Below are 18380 nucleotides of genomic sequence, written 5' to 3'. Positions count from 1 at the left end.
CGCCCAGGGAGTCGAACATGGCGGAGCTGAAAGCAGACCGCGTCAGCGTCATTTACGAAAGCGCGCGCGGTGCGCTCACCGCGTTGCAGGACGTGTCGGTGTCGGTGAAGAGCGGCGAGATCGTCGTGGCGCTGGGCGCATCGGGTTGCGGCAAGAGCACGTTGCTCTCGCTGCTCGCCGGGTTCCAGCAGCCCACTTCGGGCACGGTCACGCTGGACGGCGCGAACGTCGACGGGCCTCATGCGAGCCGCGGCGTGGTCTTCCAGGACGACGCGCTGATGCCGTGGCTCAACGTGATCGACAACGTCTCATTTGGCCTGCGCATGCAGGGTGCGAGCCGCGCCCAGCGCGAGCAGCGCGCGGCGCAAGTGCTCGATCTCGTGAAGCTCGGCGGCTTCGAGCGTCACCGCATCGGCGAGATTTCGGGCGGCATGCGTCAGCGTGTGGGCCTTGCACGCGCACTCGCCGCCGACCCTGCCTTTCTGCTCATGGACGAGCCGCTGGGCGCACTCGATGCGCTCACGCGCGAGCGCATGCAGAGCCTGCTGCTCGATGTCTGGAAGCAGACCAGCAAGGGCATTTTTCTCATCACGCACAGCATCGAGGAAGCCGTGCTGCTATCGACCGAGTTGCTGATTCTCTCGCCGCGTCCTGGCCGCGTGGTCGCGCGTCATCGGCTCGATTTTGCGCGCCGTTATGCGCAGGGCGAATCGCTGCGCTCGATCCGCAGCGACCCGGCATTCACCGCCATCCATCTGGAGTTGCTCGACCAGTTGATGCGCGAAACGGAAGGAGCCTGACATGGCGCTCAACGATTCCCCCACGGCGACGCTTGGCGCTCCCGCGACCTCTGCCACTCACGAACCCAGTACACCTAAGCAAGTACGCCGCGATGCGCCGCGCTTTCACGCGGGCCACGCCGCGACGGCGGCGACGCTCGGTTCGCTGCTGGCGCTCTGGTGGCTCGCGAGTCATCTGCAATGGCTGCCGCCCGTGCTGCTGCCCACGCCCGAGGCCGTGCTGCGCAAGCTCGGGCGGCTCTATACCGACGGCTTCGACGATGCCACGCTCACGCAGCACCTGGCCGCCAGCCTTTCGCGCATCGCACTGGCGTTCGCGCTTGCGCTCGTCACCGCGATTCCGGCGGGCATCGCCATCGCCACGAGCCGCATCGCGCGCGGCGTGCTCGACCCCATCATCGAGTTTTATCGCCCCGTGCCGCCGCTCGCGTATCTGCCGCTGATGGTGATCTGGTTCGGCATCGGCGAGTTGTCGAAGGTGCTGCTGATCTACTTCACGATCTTTGCGCCGCTGGCCATCGCCACTGCGGCGGGCGCGAATCGCGTGGCGAAGAGCCGCATACTGGCGGCGCAGTCGCTCGGCGCCACGCGCCTGCAATTGCTCGTACACGTGGTACTGCCAAGCGCCCTGCCGGAAATCCTCACCGGCGTGCGTATCGCGCTGGGCGCGGGCTGGTCCACGCTCGTCGCCGCCGAACTGATCGCCGCCACGCGAGGCCTCGGTTTCATGGTCTATTCGGCGTCGCGCTTTCTCGTCACCGATGTCGTGATCGCCGGCATCCTGCTGATTGGCGCTATCGCGCTCGTGCTCGAACTCGGCCTGCGCGCGCTGCAACGCAAGCTCACGCCCTGGCACGCCGAAGGCTGAACGCCTTTTCGCCTTTCCCTTGCGTTATTTATCCCTCTGCCGCGCGCGACGTAAAACTCGCGCGCGCGCCGCTTCATATCCTTCCCAGCATTGATTGGTTGCCTCGCTGCAAGGCGACTCCTAGTCTGGTCTTTCACCCTTATGGAGAGACCCGGCCATGTCCTTGCCGCTCGATCATGTCGTCATTCGCGTTGAAGATATCGAACAGGCCATCGCCGATTTCAGCGAGACCGGCTTTACCGTGCAGCGCGGCGGCATCCATGCGGACGGCACCACACGGCACGCGTTGATCGGCTTCGACGACGGCCGCTTTCTCGACCTGACGGCCGCCGTGCCCGGCCTGCGCCAGGCGCGCGAATCGCGCTGGCCTCACGGCGTTCAGTCGTCCGCGGAAGGTTTCGCCGATTTCGCGTTGCTTGCGCCCAGCGTGCCGGATGCTATCGAGGCCGCACGCGCGCGCGGCCTGCATTACGAAGGCCCGATCCCGGGCGGGCGCATCCGTCCCGATGGCACGCGCATCGAATGGCAGACCGCCGTTCCCACCACACGCGACCTGCCTTTGCTATGCAGCGATCTCACGCCGCGCTTCCTGCGCGTGGCCGTGGGCGAAGCACGGCGGCACGCGAATGGCGCGCAAGGTGTCGCCAGCGTGGCGATCGTCGTGAAGGATCTGGAGGCGAGCATCAAGCGCTATCGTGCGCTGCTGGGCGGCGCCTTCGATGCGCATGTGGCTGCGCTGCCGGGTCATGCGGTCAGGCTCGCGACGTTTGCGAGCGGTACGGCGACGCTTGTGCTGCTCGCGCCGCGCGGCTCATCGGCGAGCGATGAGGCGGATACGCCAGCCGACGAGCCACGTGCGGGGTTGCATGCGAGGTTGCAGGCGTTTCTCGCCGCCAGTGGAGAAGGCGTGTTCGGCGTGACGCTCGCCACGGCGCATGTCAGTCATGCCCGCACGCTGCCGCGTGCGCTCACGCATGGCGCCTCGCTCGAACTTTCCGCTTGCCTGGGATGACGAATTAATTTCTGAAAAACAAAAAAGCCGGGAAATCTCCCGGCTTTTCCCGCCAATCATGACGCCCGGATCAGAACCCGAGATCCGGTCCGCCCGGCGCACCACCCGGCAAACCCGTCGCAGCGGGCTTCGGCGCCTCATACACGGTCGCATCGGTCGTCAGCAACAGCCCCGCTACCGAAGCCGCATTCTGCAACGCCGTGCGCGTCACCTTGGTCGGATCGAGCACGCCCTTTTCCACCAGATCGCCGTACTGCCCCGTGGCTGCGTCATAGCCGAAATTGCCGCTGCCTTCCGCGACCTTCGCCGCCACCACGCTCGCTTCCTCGCCTGCGTTGGTCACGATCTGGCGCAGCGGCTCTTCGAGCGCTCGCAGCACGATCTTCACGCCCGCCGTCTGATCGGCATTGATACCCTTGAGGTCGAGAATCGCCTGACGCACGCGGATCAGCGCCACGCCGCCGCCCGGCACGATGCCCTCTTCCACCGCCGCGCGCGTGGCGTGCAGCGCGTCGTCCACGCGGTCCTTCTTTTCCTTCACTTCGATTTCGGTTGCGCCGCCCACCTTGATGACGGCCACGCCGCCCGCCAGCTTCGCCACGCGTTCCTGCAGCTTTTCGCGGTCGTAGTCGGAACTCGCTTCCTCGATCTGCAGACGAATCTGCTTCACGCGCGCCTCGATCGCCGACGCCTCGCCCGCGCCATCGATCACCGTGGTGTTCTCCTTGCTCACCTCGATGCGCTTGGCCTGACCCAGTTCCGCGAGCGTCGCCTTTTCGAGCGTGAGGCCGGTTTCCTCGGCGATCACCTGGCCGCCCGTAAGAATCGCGATGTCTTCAAGCAGCGCTTTGCGGCGATCGCCAAAACCCGGCGCCTTCACCGCGACCGTCTTGAGCACGCCGCGAATGTTGTTGACAACGAGTGTCGCCAGCGCCTCGCCTTCGATATCCTCGGCGATCAGCAGCAGCGGGCGTCCCGCCTTCGCCACCTGCTCCAGCACCGGCAGCAGATCGCGGATATTCGAAATCTTCTTGTCGAATAGCAGGATGAACGGATTGTCGAGTTCGGCAATCTGCTTGTCCTGATTGTTGATGAAATACGGCGAAAGATAGCCGCGATCGAATTGCAGCCCTTCCACCACGTCGAGTTCGTCGGCAAGCGACTTGCCGTCTTCAACGGTGATCACGCCTTCCTTGCCCACGCGGTCGATGGCTTCCGCGATGCGCTGGCCGATCGATTCCTCGCCATTGGCCGAGATGGTCGCAACCTGGGCGATCTCCTTGCTCGTGGTCGTGGGCTTGCTGATCTTCTTCAGTTCCTCGATGGCGGCGATGACCGCCTTGTCGATACCGCGCTTCAGATCGAGAGGATTCAGACCCGCCGCCACGTATTTTTGCCCTTCGCGCACGATGGCTTGAGCCAGCACGGTCGCCGTGGTCGTGCCGTCGCCGGCGGCGTCGCTGGTTTTCGATGCCACTTCCTTGACGATCTGCGCGCCGATGTTCTGGAGCTTGTCGGCCAGTTCCACTTCCTTGGCCACCGACACGCCGTCCTTGGTGACGACGGGCGCGCCGAAGCTGCGTTCGAGCACGACGTTGCGGCCCTTGGGACCGAGCGTGACCTTGACGGCGTCGGCGAGAATATTCACGCCTTCGATCAGTTTCGTGCGGGCGATATCGCCGAATACGATTTCTTTGGATGCCATGATGGGTTTTCTCTCAGGCGTTAAAGCGGAATTTAGCGATTAACTAGCGATTAACAACGGCGACGATATCTTCTTCGCGCAGCACGAGCAGTTCATTGCCGTCGACCTTCACGGTCTGGCCAGCGTATTTGCCGAACAGCACGCGATCGCCCACGCTCAGATCGGGCGCGATGCGGCGGCCATCGTTGTCGCGGCGGCCAGGTCCCACGGCGAGGACTTCGCCCTGGTCGGGCTTTTCAGCGGCGCTATCGGGAATCACCAGGCCCGACGCGGTGCGGGTTTCCTGGTCGAGGCGTTTGACGATCACGCGATCGTGCAATGGGCGCAGGCTCATGGGCGTCTTTCCTTTGCTGTTGCGGGTTTTCCGGCGATCTCTGGCACTCGCCCCATGCGAGTGCTGATCAGGAAACCGAGTATAGGAAGACGCCGCGCCACGCTCCAATAACGGATTGGCACAACGATATGAGCCGTTTGCAGGCTATCGATATCAGCGTGGCGCGGGTGGGGTGTCCGGCCGCGCTTTCAGCCAGGCCTGAATTGCTTTGAGCACTTCTTTCTCAATGCCGAGAAAACCATGGGGAGAATGGCCGCCGCAACGTCCTGCGCCATAGCGATCGCCTTCGCTCGAATTCACTTCGATGAAATCGTAGTGGCGATTATTCGCCAGCCGCTTCGCGATATCGGCGGGCGATGAAGGGCATTGATCGCCCGCATTGGAGACCACCAGCACGCGGCTTTGCGTGCCGTCCACGTCGAGATCGGCAACGGTCGCGTCGCCCTTGCGCGAAACCGTGACGGGCGAAGTCAGCACGAAGGCGTCGGCGATTTTTGGATCGCGCTCCAGCGCATTGCCCACCGAAACCGTCCCTGCACTCGTACCGACCAGCGCAATTTTTGCTTCGGGAAAGCGCTCGCGCACTTTGGCCACGAGCGTTTGAGTATCGGCGAATGATTCCTTGCCGTGACGGAAATCGTCATCGACGCCTTCCGGGTGGTCGGACGGCGTATCCACCAGTACGACCGCTTCGCCATCGTCGATCCAGTGCTGCGCCGAACGGACCAGGAAATTGCCCGTGAGCGTCGTCGCGCCGTTCGGGCCGAGATGCAGCGCGCCCGGCGTGCCGCCGAACAGCACGATCACCCATGCAGGCCTGGGTGCGGGTGTCGAGATGAACACGCTTTGCGTGACGCCATCGCGCGTGGGAAACGTGGCGAGGTCGCCATGATCGAGCGGATTGGCGTGGATATTCGCCATCATGAAACTCGCGGCCAGCACGCAGCAAAGACGTTTCATCGTGTCGTTTAAATTAGTCCGGCAACCGCTCATGCGGCCTTCCAACGGGATTGCCGATAGCGCGAAACGGATCGGCCAGCAGCAGGCGTTTTGTCGTTTCCACGAGTTGCTGCATATCCAGCGGCTTGCGCAGATAGCAGTCATAGCGCACGAATGCCGGCGGACTATATTCCCCGGACACGAGGATGACCGGCAACGACGCGATGCCGGCGCGATCGCGAATCTTTTCGCATAGCGTGCCACCCGACATACCGGGCATACGCAGGTCCGTGATGACGGCATCCACCGGGCCATCGTTCAGGACAGCCCAGGCCGCATGGCCGTCCTCGGCCGCGACGACCTCGAACGCGTCGGAGAGCGCGAGGGTCAGAGCGCCCAGTAACTCGCAATCGTCGTCAACCACCAGTACTCGTGCCATGATGCGGCGACAGGCTATTGCCGTTAGATAAGATTAATCTGCTGACGATTGTAGTCGCGCCGCGCGAAATCCGGCGGCATCGCGTCTGATGCATTGCATCAAGGCAGAGCGTCGAATTGAAAGTAATGCTCCAGTGACGCGAGATTGTCATTCGATACGATCGCGCCAATATAGCCATCGGGACGCACCAGTACCCAGTCGCCGTTCTCCGCCGCGTACGCATTTTTGAAATGCCCGCCGTCATCCACGACATCGCCGCGAACGCCGAACGTGTGAATGTGCAGGCCCGCGCGCGGTGCGACCCGATCGCGATCGACGCCATAGCCGAAAAGCGTCCAATGCGCGCCCTTCAACAAATCGAATACGCGCGCCGAATGCCCGCTTATACGACGAATTGGCGCATCGGGCGCCCGGTCGCCGGCACGCGGTCCCGACGAACGTTGGGGGCATTCCAGCGCGAGCGCGGACTCCGGATAGCCAATATCAAGCTGCCGTACTTCGCGACCCCGGCGATTGTCGCCGCGCTTCATCGCATCGAGCAGTCTGGTCGTGAGACCGAGCATTTCAGCAGCCACCGCTCTGCGCTCTGCTTCATAGCTGTCGAGCAACGAGTCAGGCGCGCCGTTGATCACCGCCGCCAGCTTCCAGCCAAGATTGAAGGCATCCTGGACACTGGTATTGAGGCCCTGCCCGCCGGTAGGGGGATGAATGTGCGCGGCGTCACCCACGAGAAACACGCGTCCATCACGATAACGGTCGGCGAGGCGTGCGTTCATGTTGTAAGCCGATGCCCACGATACGGATTCGATATGGATGTCATCGCGGCCCGTGCGCGCGTGAACCATGACGGCAAGTCCTTCGGCGCGGAGATCGATATCGCCTTCCAGTGCAACAGGCGCCTGTAGCTGGAACATCTCCGTGCCGACAAGCGGACACAGCGAGAGCTGCCGCTCCATGGAGCCTTCGTTGAAGCGATGCCAGACATCGCGTTCCAGGCCTGATAGAAAGACATCGGCGACAACGGCTCGCACACCTAACGTTTTACCTGGGAAGCCGATACCCATGGCGTTTCGCACAAAACTGCGACCGCCATCTGCGCCGACCAGAAAGCGGGTCCGAATGGTCCGTTCGCCCGCCTGGCCGGCAACGCGCGCCACGACGCCGTCTTCATCCTGCTCCAACCCCACTAGTTCGCAACCGTACTGCACCTGATGGCCGAGTTCCGCAAGCCGTTCGCGCATGACGGACTCGCTGCGAAACTGCGCGACGAGCAGCGGCGAACGATAAGGCTCCGATGGCGTCGGCTCATCGCACCCGTGGACTTCCTGTTCGAAATAGCTGCCGTCCTCGCGATATTTGCGCTCGGGCGGATACGGGCCGCCCGCCAGCAACATGCGATCCAGAATGCCGAGATCCTCGAAAATCTCAAGGGTTCGCGGCTGAATGCCCTTGCCGCGCGACCCGCCGAACGGCGCCTCCAGTTTGTCGAGCAGACAGAAGGACACGCCACGTCTGGCCAGTTCGATCGCCAGCGTCAGGCCTGCCGCTCCGGCCCCCGAAATCACCACGTCAACCGATATCTCTCGCACCTTCGCCTCCGAACAATGTGTAAAATGCACGCAACAGGAGGATGTTATGCCGTCACGAAAAAATGTGCAAGATACACGCATTTCGAAATCGATCCGGGAATTGCACGGAGCGCTGATCAGGATCGTCAGCGTGATGAACCGTCCCGATGTGGACGAAAGCATGATTCAGGAAGCGGGCATTTCGCTCGACCGCGCCCTCTTTCCGCTGCTGGTTGCCGTCGAGCGATTCGGGCCGATTGGCATGGTCGATCTGGCTGGACGGGTCGGCCGCGATCACTCCACGGTGAGCCGCCAGGTGGCGAAGCTTGAGAGCCTGGGCCTGGTCGATCGTCGCGCGGGCGCCGCAGACGGACGCGTTCGGGAAGTGATCGTGACGCCCAAGGGCAAGACGATGACCGATGCCGTCGACGCGGCGCGGGATCGCCTTGGGCGTGCGTTATTCGCCCATTGGGAGCACCAGGAAATCGACGAGCTCGTGCGTCTTTTGCGAAAATTCGCCGATGGCGTGGAGGTTCACGCCTCGGGCGCGCGGTAGTGATCCCGGCAAATGCGCGCTGATCGAGCGTCCCCGCCGGAGAAAGGCGGCTTCACTGATGCGATGTTGTGTCTGATGCGGCATGTTGCAGGAACAGGAAACGTGCACAATACGCTCCCATGGAAACCGCAGACCTCGAGCGCCTTGTCACGCTCGCCATGCCCTTCGGCAAATACAAAGGCCGGCTGATCGCCGACCTGCCCGGCCATTACCTCAACTGGTTCGCCCGCGAAGGATTTCCGCCGGGCGAAATTGGCCGGCTCCTGGCGTTGATGCAGGAGATGGATCATAACGGCCTGCGAGATTTGCTTGCGCCGCTGCGCAAGCGTGGATAGCGCCATTCGCGGCTTACGTTCCGGCGCCCTGCCTGGAAGACATGACCGCTTCCTTTCAAGTCACAGGCATCGCAGCCCCAGGGAAAACCCCAATCCAACTTGCCGGGCATCGGTCGATATCGCGGGTATCCGTGTGATTTCGCACACGCCGGGAGCCACCGATGAAAGTCCGTTTGTTAATCGCCCCAGTGATCTGGGCCGTAGCGTGTGCAGGTGCTTCATCGGCGTTCGCGGGCGCATCGGCCGCATTATCCGACGACGACAGCAGCACCGTGTTTTCATCGGTGAAACTGACCACGCTGCAGGACGTCGGCGGCAGCGCTAAAGTCCAAGCCCCGACGGCTTCCGTGGGCGCCGACGTGCTGCGAGGCGCAAGCGGCAACGTTGGCGTGAACCTGACGGCCGGCGCGCTCAATGCGCAGTCCAATCAGCTCGTCCTGGCCACCCCGTCTCGAGCGGAAATCGTCACGCAACAGCATACGCACGCCGTCGTGCAACTGGTCGCCGGTAGCGCCAGGGCCGAACTCGGTGCGGGCGCACTTGCCGGCGCAAGCGGTAATATCGGCGTCAATATCGCTGCCGGTGCGGGTAATGCCCAGTCCAATGCCTTGATCGTGCATTGAGCGAGTCCGCCGCCGTGAATTGAACTTCAGCAGTATCCCGTGCGAAGCGCCCTTTCCCATTCCGGACGGCCATTCGATGCGGCGACGTTCGCGGCCGCGTTCCAGTCGTATTCGACGGCTTTAAACTCCACCTCCCATCCCGACGCATGCTCCGTGACGATCGCGTAACGAGCATGGGGAGACCCCGCCTGCATCCGATGCGGGAACGGATGTTCGTCCTCATACGCCGGCAAGCCGACACTGCCGGGGTTCACAATCAGCCGCCCGTCATCGAGCTTCATCGATCGTTGCAGATGCGTGTGCCCGCAAAGGATTAACGCGGCCTCTACGTCGCCAGCGCGGCTTTCGACTTCGGCGCGCGTCGCAGCCCGGCAACCGCTTGCGGTCACGGTCTCAAGGAAGTAATCCAGATCGCTTGAGGGTGTGCCATGCACAAGCAGAACGCCATCGACAGGTCTGGACGTGACGGGCAAATCGCGTAGCCAGGCCAACTGATCGGCGCGCAATTGATGGTGTGCAAACCGGTCGGACAGGCCCATGCGGTCCGGATCTCCCGCAAGAAGCTGGCGTTCGTGATTGCCCTTGATTGTCGGCAAGCCGAGCGCCATGAGCCGATCCGCCGTTTGCGAAGGATAGAGCGCACCAGAAAGCATATCGCCGAGATTGACGATCAAATCGACCGCTTGACCACGGGCATCGTCTAACACGGCATCGAGCGCGGCCAGATTGCCGTGGATATCCGAAAGGGCTGCGATTTTCATGAGGCGTATTGGCTCAGGCCGTTTAAATCGGGAAAGCCGATTATTGGGTCATTCGTCGCACGATGTCGAACCCGCTTCGCGGGTCTTTGCGCAAAGCGCGATTTCCCGATCCGTACCGCCCCGCACGCACACGCAACCCCATTGTCAGAAATTCTTTATGCTCTGGCAAAGTCCCCAGCAGCACCTAACAACGAGGGTGCCATGTCAGATCGACCCGATTCCAAGGATTCCAGGCGTCCCGCGGAGGGCAGCACCGCGCGTTCGCTGGCCCTGATCGCCGCCGTCGCGGTGGTCCTCGTGGCCGCTTTCGCCTATACCGCCGGGTGGCTCACACCCGGGCGCATCACGCCCGCCAAGGTCGTCAACGGTCTTGCGCCGCCGGGCGGCCCCGCGCTCGGCTTCCGGCGCAACCACGCCAAGGGCATCTGCTTCACGGGCACCTTCGAGGCCAACGGCGCGGGCGCGGCGCTCTCCAAAGCGCCCATGTTCGCGGCCGGCTCGTACCCCGTCACGGGCCGCTTCAATCTCGCCACGGCCGACGCCAAAGCCGCAGACGCCACCGTGCGCGTGCGCGGCATGAGCCTGCGCATCGTCGCGCCCGACGGCAGCGACTGGCGCACGGCCATGATCGACGCGCCTTTCTTCCCTGTTGCCACGCCCCAGGCGTTCTACGCGCTGTTGCAGGCGGCAGGCAACAAGAGCGACCCCGACGCCATGAAGAACTTCATCGGCGCGCATCCCGAGTTCGCCGCGTTCGGCGCCTGGGCGGGCAGCGCGCCGTGGACGGCCTCTTACGCACAGGAGCGCTACAACAGCCTCAACAGCTTCGTGTTCACCAACGCGCAGGGCGAAGACCACGTCGTACGCTGGTCGTTCGTGCCCGCGCAGACGCCGGAACCGGTCACGCCCGATGCGCTCAAGCAGCGCGGCGCCGACTTCCTCGCCACCGATATCACCGATCGCGTGCACGCCGGGCCACAGCGCTGGACCCTGATCGTGACCGTGGCCGACCCGGGCGATCCAACCAGTGACCCGAGCAAGGCCTGGCCGGACGAGCGCCGCAAGGTGCAGGCGGGCACGCTGGTGGTCAACGCCATCCAGCCCGAACCGGACGGACCCTGCCGCGATCTGAACTTCGATCCGACCGTGCTGCCCTCGGGCATTCACGTCTCCGACGATCCGTTCCCCGCCGCGCGCTCGGCTGCCTATTCGGTCTCGTTCAACCGCCGCACCGCGGAGGACAAGGACTATCCGCACACGCCCCCCGAAGGAGCGAAGCCATGACGCCGAGCCACGCACCTGAAGCGCGCTTTTCACCGCTGCAACGCGCCCTGCACTGGATCATGGCGATCTGCATCCTGTCGATGCTGTTTATCGGCGTGGGCATGGTTTCGACCATCCGGCCCGATTACCTCACGCTCGTGTCGATCCACAAGCCGCTGGGCATCGTCATCCTGATACTCGCGCTGATCCGGCTCGTGACGCGGCTCGTGAAGGGCGCGCCACCGCTGCCCGCCAACATGCCGGAGCCGATGAAACTGGCCGCCCGGCTCTCGCATCTGGCCTTCTACGCGCTGATGATCGCGCTGCCGTTGATCGGCTGGGGCATGCTCTCGGCGGCCGATTATCCGGTCGTGGCCGCCGGCGTGCGCTTGCCCGCCATCCTGCCCCATAGCAACGAACTGCACTCGCTGCTCTGGGACGCGCACCGTTTCCTCGCGCTGTGCTTCTTCGCATTGATCGTCGTGCATCTCGCGGCGGCGCTGTTTCATGCGCTCGTGCGGCGCGACGGCGTATTCCAGGCGATGTCGCCCTGGCGTTGAAGCACGGTTTAAATCGACGGCACCGGTCGTTTCAAGGGGCGGATTAAATCCGCCCTTTTCTTTTATCCGGGCGAACTTCAGACAAAGCCATAGACCGCGATTGTTTTCTTGGACGCAACTCTGATTTCGTTCTATTGGCATTATCTTTCGATAGTAACGTTCTAAACTCCCTCCATCGCAATGGCGACGCACCAAAGCCTGGTGCAACGCCCGATTGCTGCTTAATCCGGAGGTGAAGTCATGTTGCAGGTCTTCGAAGGCGCCGCAGCCATTGCCGCTCTGAGCCTTTATCTGATTCCGTCCATCGAAGCCGATGCGCGCAACCACAGCGACGCGCTGGCCATCACACTCGTCAATATCCTGCTGGGCTGGACCATCGTCGGCTGGTTCGCGGCGCGCGCCTGGGCGCATCGCCGTCATGACGACCGGCTGCTGGCGCGCGCCGGCCGCAAGTTCCGCAGCGCCGCTGGCCGCCTCACGAGCCAGAAGATCGTCGACCACGTCAGGCTGCGCGCGATCCAGGAATGCCGCGACAAGACACTCCGGAATCGTCGCGTGGCGACTTCGCTCTGTTCCTGAAATCAAAGTCGGGCGGCCAGGGAGCCGCCCGACGTTCCCGTTTGTCCCCGATACGAAGTAAAAAATGCAGTCGAATACCCTGTTGTCGATATACCCCCGGACTCTTTTCCGCCTGATCGCTTCGCTGCTCGCCACCGCCACGGTTCTATCGGCGTGCGCCAGCGCGAGCGATGTCACCGCCACCGGCAAGGACGGCGTCTATATGGTGACGGCTTCCGCAGCGGGAGGTCGCCTCGCGTGGGCGCGCGCCCACCGTCGCGCGCAGACCGAAGCCGCCGACTATTGCGCAGCGCGCGGCATGCAGACGAGCTTCGCGGTGGAAAGCACGCAAGGCGTGGAAGCGCTCGCGGCGCAGGATTCCGTGCTGCGCTTCCAGTGCAATCCGAAGTTTTAAAGCCGCTTTAAAACCACGTTAAAGCGAGCGCTTGATTGCCTGTTCGAGCAGCGACAGGCCAAGGTCGATTTCGGCCTCGCTCACGGTCAGCGGCGGTGCGATGCGGAATACGCCGCCCATGCCGGGCAGTTGCACGATGTTCATGCTCAGACCGAGACTCATGCATTCGCGCGTGATCTTCGCGCCGAGTCCATCGGCGGGGACTTTGGTGCGCCGGTCCTTGACGACCTCCATGCCGAGCAGCAAGCCGCGCCCGCGTACATCGCCGATGCATTCGTAACGTTCCATCAGATCGAGCAGCCCGCGCCGCAGGCGCTCGCCCATCACTCTCGCCCGCGCGACCAGCCCTTCGCGCGCCACCACGTCGAGCACGCGCAGGCCCACGGCGGCAGGCAGCGGATCGGACACATGCGTCGTGTAGAACAGGTAGCCGCGCTCGTGGGCCTGCTCCTCGATCGGTGCCGACGTCACCACCGCCGCCAGCGGCAAGCCCGCACCCAGCGTCTTCGATAACGTGAGAATGTCGGGCGTGACGCCATCGCGCTCGAACGCGAACATCGTTCCCGTGCGGCCCACGCCCGTCTGCGCCTCGTCGAGGATCAGCAGCATGCCGCGCTCCTCGCACTTGCGCTTGAGCGCTGCAAGATAGCCTGGCGGCAGTTCGATGATGCCGCCCGAACTCAAAATCGGCTCGGCGATAAAAGCCGCGAGGTTGCCGCTCGACTGGCGGTCGATCAGATCGAACGCGTAGTCCAGTTCGGCGAGATAGTCGTACGCGCCGTTGCGCTCGAAACGCGGCCGGTAGGTGAGCGGCGCGGGAATCGCGAACGAACCCGCCGCCGCCGGTCCCACGCCCTTGCGACCCGCGCTGTAAGTGGCCGACGCCGCCGCGCCCGTCATGCCATGCCACGACTGCGCGAAGCCCACGATTTCGTACTTGCCGGTGACGAGCTTTGCCATGCGGATGGCGGCCTCGTTCGACTCCGCGCCAGTGCTGAGCAGCAGCGCGCGGTCGAGTCCTGGCGGCGTGATGTCGGCCAGGCGCGTGGCCAGATCGACCACGGGCCGCGAAAGCATGCCGCTGAAGAGATGATCGAGCCGCCCCGCGTAATCCTGGATCACCGCGACGATCTCCGGATGGCTGTGGCCGAGCACGGCGCTCATCTGGCCGGAGGTGAAATCGAGGATCGGGCGATCGTCGGCGTCATAGACGAAGCTGCCTTGCGCGCGCTCGATGATGATCGGCTCGAAGCTGCCGCCGTAGCGGATCAGGTGCTGCCTGGCGTGGTGCCAGAAGGTTGCGTCGTCGTTGCGGGACACCGTGCTTCTCCTCGTGAATGGCGGCATGTCTTGCAGTCTAGGACGCACGCTGGTTTTATTAAATCGAATAGTATTAATGGGAGCTAGAAGCCACGCTAATATCGGGAGCCAAACCGTGAGCCGCGTACTCGAAATCGATCTGCTACGTTCGTTTGCCGTGATTGCCGAGGTGCGCGCGCTCAGCCGCGCCGCCGAGCGCGTCGGCCGGACCCAGTCCGCGTTGAGCCAGCAGATGAAACGGCTCGAATCCATCGTCGATCAGCCGCTATTTCAGCGCACCGGGCGCGGCGTGGTGCTCACGCATCCCGGCGAGCGTCTGCTGGTGCACGCGCAGCGCATGCTGCGGCTGCACGACGAGGCGATGGCCGATCTGAGCGGCACGGGCCTGACGGGCAGCCTGCGCTTCGGCTGCCCCGACGACTATGCCGCCGTGTTTCTGCCCGCGCTGCTGCGCCAGTTTTCGAGCCAGCATCCGCACGCGCTCGTGGAAGTCGTATGCGCGCCCACGCCGAGGCTGCTCGATCTGCTCGACAAACGCGCGGTCGATCTCGCGATGGTCTCGCTACCCGAGACGGCGCCGGGCGAAGACCTCATTCGCCGCGAGCAACTGGTGTGGATCGGCTATCCCGGCCTCGACCCGGCGCACTTCGATCCCCTGCCGCTCGCGCTGTCCGATGCGGACACGCTCGATCACATCGCCGCCTGCGAAGCGCTGCAAAGCGCGGGCCGCGCGTGGCGCATCGCGTGCGCGAGCAGCAGCCTGTCGGGACTCATGGCGCTGGTGCGCGCGGGCCAGGCGTTCGCGGTGATGACGCAAACGGCGGTGCCCCCCGATCTCGCGATCCTCAACGGCGATCCCGCACTGCCACCCTTGCCCGCCGTGGGGATCACCGTGAAATCCAGCCGCAAGCGGCCCTCGCAACTAGCGGCGGCCTTCGCGGACCATATCCGGGCGGTGTTGCCGGTGCTGTGAGCAGGCGTGAATCGCGCAGCGGTATACTTCGCGGATCCCCGCCATTCTTGCCCTCGCCCCCTGTTTCATGCGCGAATACGTCCACTACCAGCCCGTGTCCGAGGTGCCCGGCCTCGTGCTGAGTACCGCGCGCTTCGCCGAATTCAGCTTCGATCGTCACTTCCACCTCGATTTTCACGTGGGACTCGTGAGCGAGGGCGTCCAGCGTCAGGGCAGCCACGGCAGGACCGTTCTGCTCGGCCCCGGCCGCATCGCCCTGATGCCGCCTGGCGAAATCCACGACGGCATGGCGGAGGACGGCGGCGAATACACGCTCAAGACCTTCAGGCTTTCACAGGAACTCGTTGCGAGCCTCACCGAGGAAATCAGCGGCCGACCGCGCCCGCCCGAACTCAGTAGCGCCGTGCTCGACGATCCGCTGCTCGCAGGGCGTCTGATGCGGCTGCACGACACCCTGCACGACGACGGCTGCGCAGGCAGCCTGGACGCGCAGACGCAATGGCTCACGCTGCTCGAAAGCCTGTTGCGCCAGTCGCGCGCGATCGTGCCCGAGCGTGTGCCGGGCGCGCTTTCTCCGGGCCAATGGAGCCGCGTGCGCGACTACTGCTTCAGCCGTCTGGCGGACAAGATCACGCTCGACGAACTGGCCGGACTGTGCGGACTCGGCCGCTTTCAATTCCTCAAGCAGTTCAAGCTGACCATCGGCATGACGCCGTATGCGTGGCTGCTGCGCTTGCGGCTCGAACGGGCCTGCGAACTGCTGCTGCAAGGCCCGCAGGCCATCGCCACGGTGGCGCAGGCCGTGGGTTTCTACGACCAGAGCCATTTCAATCGCGCGTTTCGCCAGGCGTATGGCGTCGCGCCTTCGCGCTTTCGGGCCTGAAACCCGCGCGGTTTCATCGCGTCCGTCAATTTTTTACAAGCGCCGCGTCCCTCGCTCGACATACGATGCCCACATCCGGGGCATCAGCCTCCCCCGAGTTGAGGAAACGACCATGACGAGTAGTGACAGGGCGCCGGCCCTGGGTTTCACGAGCGACAACATTGCAGGCGCGTCGCCCGAAGTGATCGAGGCGCTGGTGGCCGCGAGCGTTGGACAGGCCGACCCCTATGGCGCGGACCCGTACACGGCCAGCGTCGAGCGGCGTCTGAGCGACATCTTCGAACGCGAAGTCGACGTCTTGCTGGTGCCTACGGGCACTGCCGCCAACGCGCTGTGCCTGAGCGCGATGACGCCGCCGTGGGGCAACATCTATTGCCACGCGTCCAGTCACATCAACAACGACGAATGCGGCGCGCCCGCGTTCTACACGAACGGCGCGAAGCTCGTGACGGTGGACGGCAGCGCCGCGAAAATGGACCCGGCCAAGTTGCTGGAAGCGGCGCGGTCCAAGGTCGGCGACGTGCATTCGACGCAGCCCGCGTGCGCGAGCATCACGCAGGCGACCGAGGAGGGCAGCGTCTATACGCTCGCCGAAATCGAGGCGATCAGCGATGCCTGCAAGGCTGCGAACATTCGCCTGCATATGGATGGTTCGCGCTTCGCCAATGCGCTGGTCTCGCAGGACTGCACGCCTGCGGAGATGACCTGGAAAGCCGGCGTCCACGCGCTGTCTCTTGGCGCGACCAAGAACGGCGTGCTCGCGGCGGAAGCCATCGTGCTGTTCGACCGCACGCTGGCGACTGAACTGGCCTTTCGCCGCAAACGCGCGGGTCATTTATTCTCGAAGATGCGCTTTCTGGCCGCGCAGATCGACGCGTATCTGAGCAACGATCTCTGGCTGCGCAACGCACGTCAGGCGAATGCTGCTGCGTCGCGGCTCACGCAAGGGCTTGCGGAGCTGGATGGAGTCGAGATTATGGGTGCGCCCACGGCTAACATCGTGTTCTGCCGCTTGCCCGAGCCGATGATCAAAGCGTTGCTCGACGCCGGCTTCCGTTTTTATCACGACCGCTGGGGCGCGGGCGTCGTGCGCTTCGTGACGGCTTTCTCCACGACGTTCGAGGACGTCGATCATTTGCTGAAGCGGGCGCGCGCCGTTAGCCAATGATTCTCCGCTGATTCTCGCGGTCGGGCGCGCGCACCAATCGTCAATCCGGCGTGGTCAGATACGGACTGACGCTGCCCGCCTCAAACGGACGCGCCTGAATCTCCATACGCGCGATGCTTTGCAGATGGACCTCATCCGGGCCGTCTGCAAAGCGCAATGCACGCCCCCACGTCCAGCTATCGGCCAGCGGCGTATCCGGGCTGAGGCCCATCGCGCCGAATACCTGCATCGCGCGCTCGCACACGGCCGTATGCACGCTCGGCACGAGCGCCTTGATCATCGAGATCTCCTTGCGCGCGGCCTTCGCGCCCACGGTGTCGATCATCCACGCGGCCTTTAGCACGAACAGACGCGCCTGGTCGATTTCGATCCGCGATTTCGCGATCCATTCCCCCACCGAGCCATGCTCGTGCAGGCGCTTGCCGAACGCCGTGCGCGCCTGGGCACGCTCGATCATCAGTTCGAGCGCCAGTTCCGCCGCGCCGATCGAGCGCATGCAGTGGTGAATGCGTCCCGGTCCAAGCCGCGCCTGCGCCAGCGCAAAGCCGCTGCCTTCCGCACCCAGCAGATTTTCCTTCGGCACGCGCACGCCCTTGAATTCGATTTCGCAGTGGCCTTCGGGCGCAGTGTGATTCACCACCGTGATATTGCGGATGATCTTGACGCCCGGCGTGTCGCGCGGCACGAGGATCATGCTTTGCTGGCTGTGGCTCGGCGCGTCGGGATCGGTCTTGCCCATCACAATGAAGAGCTGGCAGTTCGGATGCGCGGCGTTGGTGATGAACCATTTGCGCCCGTCGATCACGTAGTCGTCGCCGTCGCGGCGAATGCGCGTGGTGATGTTGGTCGCATCCGACGACGCCACCGCCGGCTCCGTCATTGCGAACGCCGAACGGATCTTGCCGTCGAGCAGCGGTTCGAGCCATTGCTTGCGCTGCGCGGGCGTGGCGAACATATGGAGCAGTTCCATATTGCCCGTGTCTGGCGCATTGCAGTTGAATACTTCGGAGGCCCAGGGAACGCGGCCCATGATTTCCGCGAGCGGCGCGTATTCCAGATTGCTCAGACGCGTACCCGGTTCGTCCTCGTTCAGATGCGGCAGGAAGAGATTCCATAGTCCTTCCGAGCGCGCCTTGTCCTTGAGCGCCTCCATGAAGGACACGGGATATTGCCCAGCGTTCACTTCCTCGTGCCACTGGTGGATGCGCGGCACAATATGCTTGTCCATGAACGCGTTCAACTGCGCGCGCAGCGCCTCGACTTTGGGGCTATAGGCGAAGTCCATCTTGCTCTCCTTTAT

At 64.0% G+C, this 18380-nt stretch carries 21 protein-coding genes; 13 read left to right on the top strand and 8 right to left on the bottom strand.

Annotated features, from left to right (window positions below; genetic code table 11):
• Positions 1-17: 17 nt before the first annotated feature.
• The 3 genes from B0G62_RS21405 to B0G62_RS21395 all read left to right on the top strand — a co-directional run bounded on the left by B0G62_RS21405 (position 18) and on the right by B0G62_RS21395 (position 2680).
• Positions 18-800 carry a taurine ABC transporter ATP-binding protein gene (locus B0G62_RS21405; protein ID WP_103706207.1) on the top strand — a complete coding sequence of 261 codons (783 nt, stop codon included), beginning with the start codon at positions 18-20 and terminating at the stop codon, positions 798-800.
• Position 801: 1 nt separating this feature from the next.
• Positions 802-1668, top strand: coding sequence for a taurine ABC transporter permease TauC (gene tauC / locus B0G62_RS21400; protein WP_103706206.1), 867 nt, complete (start codon positions 802-804; stop codon positions 1666-1668).
• Between the two features lie 157 nt (positions 1669-1825).
• The gene (locus B0G62_RS21395) at positions 1826-2680 is read left to right on the top strand and encodes a VOC family protein (RefSeq protein WP_103706205.1); all 855 of its coding nucleotides are present in this window, start codon (positions 1826-1828) and stop codon (positions 2678-2680) included.
• A 70-nt stretch (positions 2681-2750) separates the two neighbouring features.
• Here B0G62_RS21395 and groL read toward each other — a convergent pair whose 3' ends face one another.
• The 5 genes from groL to B0G62_RS21370 all read right to left on the bottom strand — a co-directional run bounded on the left by groL (position 2751) and on the right by B0G62_RS21370 (position 7686).
• Entirely contained in the window at positions 2751-4385 is a 1635-nt protein-coding gene (gene groL, locus B0G62_RS21390; protein WP_103706204.1) for a chaperonin GroEL, read from the bottom strand.
• A 43-nt stretch (positions 4386-4428) separates the two neighbouring features.
• Complete coding sequence (locus B0G62_RS21385) at positions 4429-4719, bottom strand: co-chaperone GroES (RefSeq protein ID WP_103706203.1); 291 nt, start codon at positions 4717-4719, stop codon at positions 4429-4431.
• A gap of 153 nt (positions 4720-4872) precedes the next feature.
• Entirely contained in the window at positions 4873-5679 is an 807-nt protein-coding gene (locus B0G62_RS21380) for an alpha/beta hydrolase (RefSeq protein WP_103706202.1), read from the bottom strand.
• Between the two features lie 13 nt (positions 5680-5692).
• Positions 5693-6097: a response regulator gene (locus B0G62_RS21375; RefSeq protein WP_103706201.1), complete on the bottom strand. Its 405-nt coding sequence runs from the start codon at positions 6095-6097 to the stop codon at positions 5693-5695.
• Between the two features lie 98 nt (positions 6098-6195).
• Complete coding sequence (locus B0G62_RS21370; protein WP_244193328.1) at positions 6196-7686, bottom strand: FAD-dependent oxidoreductase; 1491 nt, start codon at positions 7684-7686, stop codon at positions 6196-6198.
• A gap of 133 nt (positions 7687-7819) precedes the next feature.
• On the opposite strand from B0G62_RS21370, the gene B0G62_RS21365 reads away from it, so the two are divergent.
• The 3 genes from B0G62_RS21365 to B0G62_RS21355 all read left to right on the top strand — a co-directional run bounded on the left by B0G62_RS21365 (position 7820) and on the right by B0G62_RS21355 (position 9179).
• The gene (locus B0G62_RS21365; RefSeq protein ID WP_322789239.1) at positions 7820-8221 is read left to right on the top strand and encodes a MarR family winged helix-turn-helix transcriptional regulator; all 402 of its coding nucleotides are present in this window, start codon (positions 7820-7822) and stop codon (positions 8219-8221) included.
• Positions 8222-8340: 119 nt separating this feature from the next.
• Positions 8341-8556, top strand: coding sequence for a DUF3820 family protein (locus B0G62_RS21360; RefSeq protein WP_103706200.1), 216 nt, complete (start codon positions 8341-8343; stop codon positions 8554-8556).
• A 161-nt stretch (positions 8557-8717) separates the two neighbouring features.
• Positions 8718-9179 (top strand): hypothetical protein, encoded by a 462-nt coding sequence (locus B0G62_RS21355; RefSeq protein WP_146055338.1) that lies wholly within the window; start codon positions 8718-8720, stop codon positions 9177-9179.
• A gap of 26 nt (positions 9180-9205) precedes the next feature.
• Here B0G62_RS21355 and B0G62_RS21350 read toward each other — a convergent pair whose 3' ends face one another.
• Complete coding sequence (locus tag B0G62_RS21350) at positions 9206-9940, bottom strand: metallophosphoesterase family protein (protein WP_103706198.1); 735 nt, start codon at positions 9938-9940, stop codon at positions 9206-9208.
• A gap of 201 nt (positions 9941-10141) precedes the next feature.
• Here B0G62_RS21350 and B0G62_RS21345 point away from each other — a divergent pair, with 201 nt between their 5' ends.
• The 4 genes from B0G62_RS21345 (at position 10142) to B0G62_RS21330 (ending at position 12736) form a co-directional block, all read left to right on the top strand.
• Positions 10142-11224 (top strand): catalase family peroxidase, encoded by a 1083-nt coding sequence (locus B0G62_RS21345; RefSeq protein ID WP_103706197.1) that lies wholly within the window; start codon positions 10142-10144, stop codon positions 11222-11224.
• A complete protein-coding gene (locus tag B0G62_RS21340; protein WP_103706196.1) occupies positions 11221-11763 on the top strand; it encodes a cytochrome b in 543 nt (180 codons plus the stop codon). Before B0G62_RS21345 ends, B0G62_RS21340 begins: the two co-directional genes overlap by 4 nt.
• 240 nt (positions 11764-12003) lie before the next feature.
• Entirely contained in the window at positions 12004-12342 is a 339-nt protein-coding gene (locus B0G62_RS21335; protein ID WP_103706195.1) for a superinfection immunity protein, read from the top strand.
• Between the two features lie 64 nt (positions 12343-12406).
• Positions 12407-12736 (top strand): hypothetical protein, encoded by a 330-nt coding sequence (locus tag B0G62_RS21330; RefSeq protein ID WP_103706194.1) that lies wholly within the window; start codon positions 12407-12409, stop codon positions 12734-12736.
• A gap of 18 nt (positions 12737-12754) precedes the next feature.
• Here the strand turns inward: B0G62_RS21330 and B0G62_RS21325 are convergent, their stop codons facing one another.
• On the bottom strand, positions 12755-14056 hold the full coding sequence (locus tag B0G62_RS21325) for an aspartate aminotransferase family protein (RefSeq protein WP_103706193.1): 1302 nt from the start codon (positions 14054-14056) through the stop codon (positions 12755-12757).
• 115 nt (positions 14057-14171) lie between these two features.
• On the opposite strand from B0G62_RS21325, the gene B0G62_RS21320 reads away from it, so the two are divergent.
• From B0G62_RS21320 to B0G62_RS21310, 3 genes are all read left to right on the top strand, one after another.
• A complete protein-coding gene (locus tag B0G62_RS21320; RefSeq protein WP_103706192.1) occupies positions 14172-15029 on the top strand; it encodes a LysR family transcriptional regulator in 858 nt (285 codons plus the stop codon).
• A 67-nt stretch (positions 15030-15096) separates the two neighbouring features.
• Positions 15097-15912 carry a helix-turn-helix transcriptional regulator gene (locus tag B0G62_RS21315; RefSeq protein WP_103706191.1) on the top strand — a complete coding sequence of 272 codons (816 nt, stop codon included), beginning with the start codon at positions 15097-15099 and terminating at the stop codon, positions 15910-15912.
• Between the two features lie 112 nt (positions 15913-16024).
• A complete protein-coding gene (locus B0G62_RS21310; RefSeq protein ID WP_103706190.1) occupies positions 16025-17080 on the top strand; it encodes a threonine aldolase family protein in 1056 nt (351 codons plus the stop codon).
• A gap of 40 nt (positions 17081-17120) precedes the next feature.
• On the opposite strand, the gene B0G62_RS21305 is transcribed toward B0G62_RS21310, so the two are convergent.
• A complete protein-coding gene (locus B0G62_RS21305; protein ID WP_103706189.1) occupies positions 17121-18365 on the bottom strand; it encodes an acyl-CoA dehydrogenase family protein in 1245 nt (414 codons plus the stop codon).
• Between the last annotated feature and the right edge of the window lie 15 nt (positions 18366-18380).

This window comes from Paraburkholderia eburnea (assembly GCF_002917095.1).
In the GTDB taxonomy this organism is placed as follows: domain Bacteria; phylum Pseudomonadota; class Gammaproteobacteria; order Burkholderiales; family Burkholderiaceae; genus Paraburkholderia; species Paraburkholderia eburnea.
This window is presented reverse-complemented; position numbering and strand designations above follow the sequence as displayed.

What these genes read in the sequence shown, in the direction of transcription:
- B0G62_RS21405 (WP_103706207.1), top strand. Translation starts at nt 18, where the DNA reads ATGGCGGAGCTGAAAGCAGACCGCGTCAGCGTCATTTACGAAAGCGCG.
- tauC (WP_103706206.1), top strand. Translation starts at nt 802, where the DNA reads ATGGCGCTCAACGATTCCCCCACGGCGACGCTTGGCGCTCCCGCGACC.
- B0G62_RS21395 (WP_103706205.1), top strand. Translation starts at nt 1,826, where the DNA reads ATGTCCTTGCCGCTCGATCATGTCGTCATTCGCGTTGAAGATATCGAA.
- groL (WP_103706204.1), bottom strand. Translation starts at nt 4,385, where the DNA reads ATGGCATCCAAAGAAATCGTATTCGGCGATATCGCCCGCACGAAACTG.
- B0G62_RS21385 (WP_103706203.1), bottom strand. Translation starts at nt 4,719, where the DNA reads ATGAGCCTGCGCCCATTGCACGATCGCGTGATCGTCAAACGCCTCGAC.
- B0G62_RS21380 (WP_103706202.1), bottom strand. Translation starts at nt 5,679, where the DNA reads ATGAAACGTCTTTGCTGCGTGCTGGCCGCGAGTTTCATGATGGCGAAT.
- B0G62_RS21375 (WP_103706201.1), bottom strand. Translation starts at nt 6,097, where the DNA reads ATGGCACGAGTACTGGTGGTTGACGACGATTGCGAGTTACTGGGCGCT.
- B0G62_RS21365 (WP_322789239.1), top strand. Translation starts at nt 7,820, where the DNA reads ATGAACCGTCCCGATGTGGACGAAAGCATGATTCAGGAAGCGGGCATT.
- B0G62_RS21360 (WP_103706200.1), top strand. Translation starts at nt 8,341, where the DNA reads ATGGAAACCGCAGACCTCGAGCGCCTTGTCACGCTCGCCATGCCCTTC.
- B0G62_RS21355 (WP_146055338.1), top strand. Translation starts at nt 8,718, where the DNA reads ATGAAAGTCCGTTTGTTAATCGCCCCAGTGATCTGGGCCGTAGCGTGT.
- B0G62_RS21350 (WP_103706198.1), bottom strand. Translation starts at nt 9,940, where the DNA reads ATGAAAATCGCAGCCCTTTCGGATATCCACGGCAATCTGGCCGCGCTC.
- B0G62_RS21345 (WP_103706197.1), top strand. Translation starts at nt 10,142, where the DNA reads ATGTCAGATCGACCCGATTCCAAGGATTCCAGGCGTCCCGCGGAGGGC.
- B0G62_RS21340 (WP_103706196.1), top strand. Translation starts at nt 11,221, where the DNA reads ATGACGCCGAGCCACGCACCTGAAGCGCGCTTTTCACCGCTGCAACGC.
- B0G62_RS21335 (WP_103706195.1), top strand. Translation starts at nt 12,004, where the DNA reads ATGTTGCAGGTCTTCGAAGGCGCCGCAGCCATTGCCGCTCTGAGCCTT.
- B0G62_RS21330 (WP_103706194.1), top strand. Translation starts at nt 12,407, where the DNA reads ATGCAGTCGAATACCCTGTTGTCGATATACCCCCGGACTCTTTTCCGC.
- B0G62_RS21315 (WP_103706191.1), top strand. Translation starts at nt 15,097, where the DNA reads ATGCGCGAATACGTCCACTACCAGCCCGTGTCCGAGGTGCCCGGCCTC.
- B0G62_RS21310 (WP_103706190.1), top strand. Translation starts at nt 16,025, where the DNA reads ATGACGAGTAGTGACAGGGCGCCGGCCCTGGGTTTCACGAGCGACAAC.
- B0G62_RS21305 (WP_103706189.1), bottom strand. Translation starts at nt 18,365, where the DNA reads ATGGACTTCGCCTATAGCCCCAAAGTCGAGGCGCTGCGCGCGCAGTTG.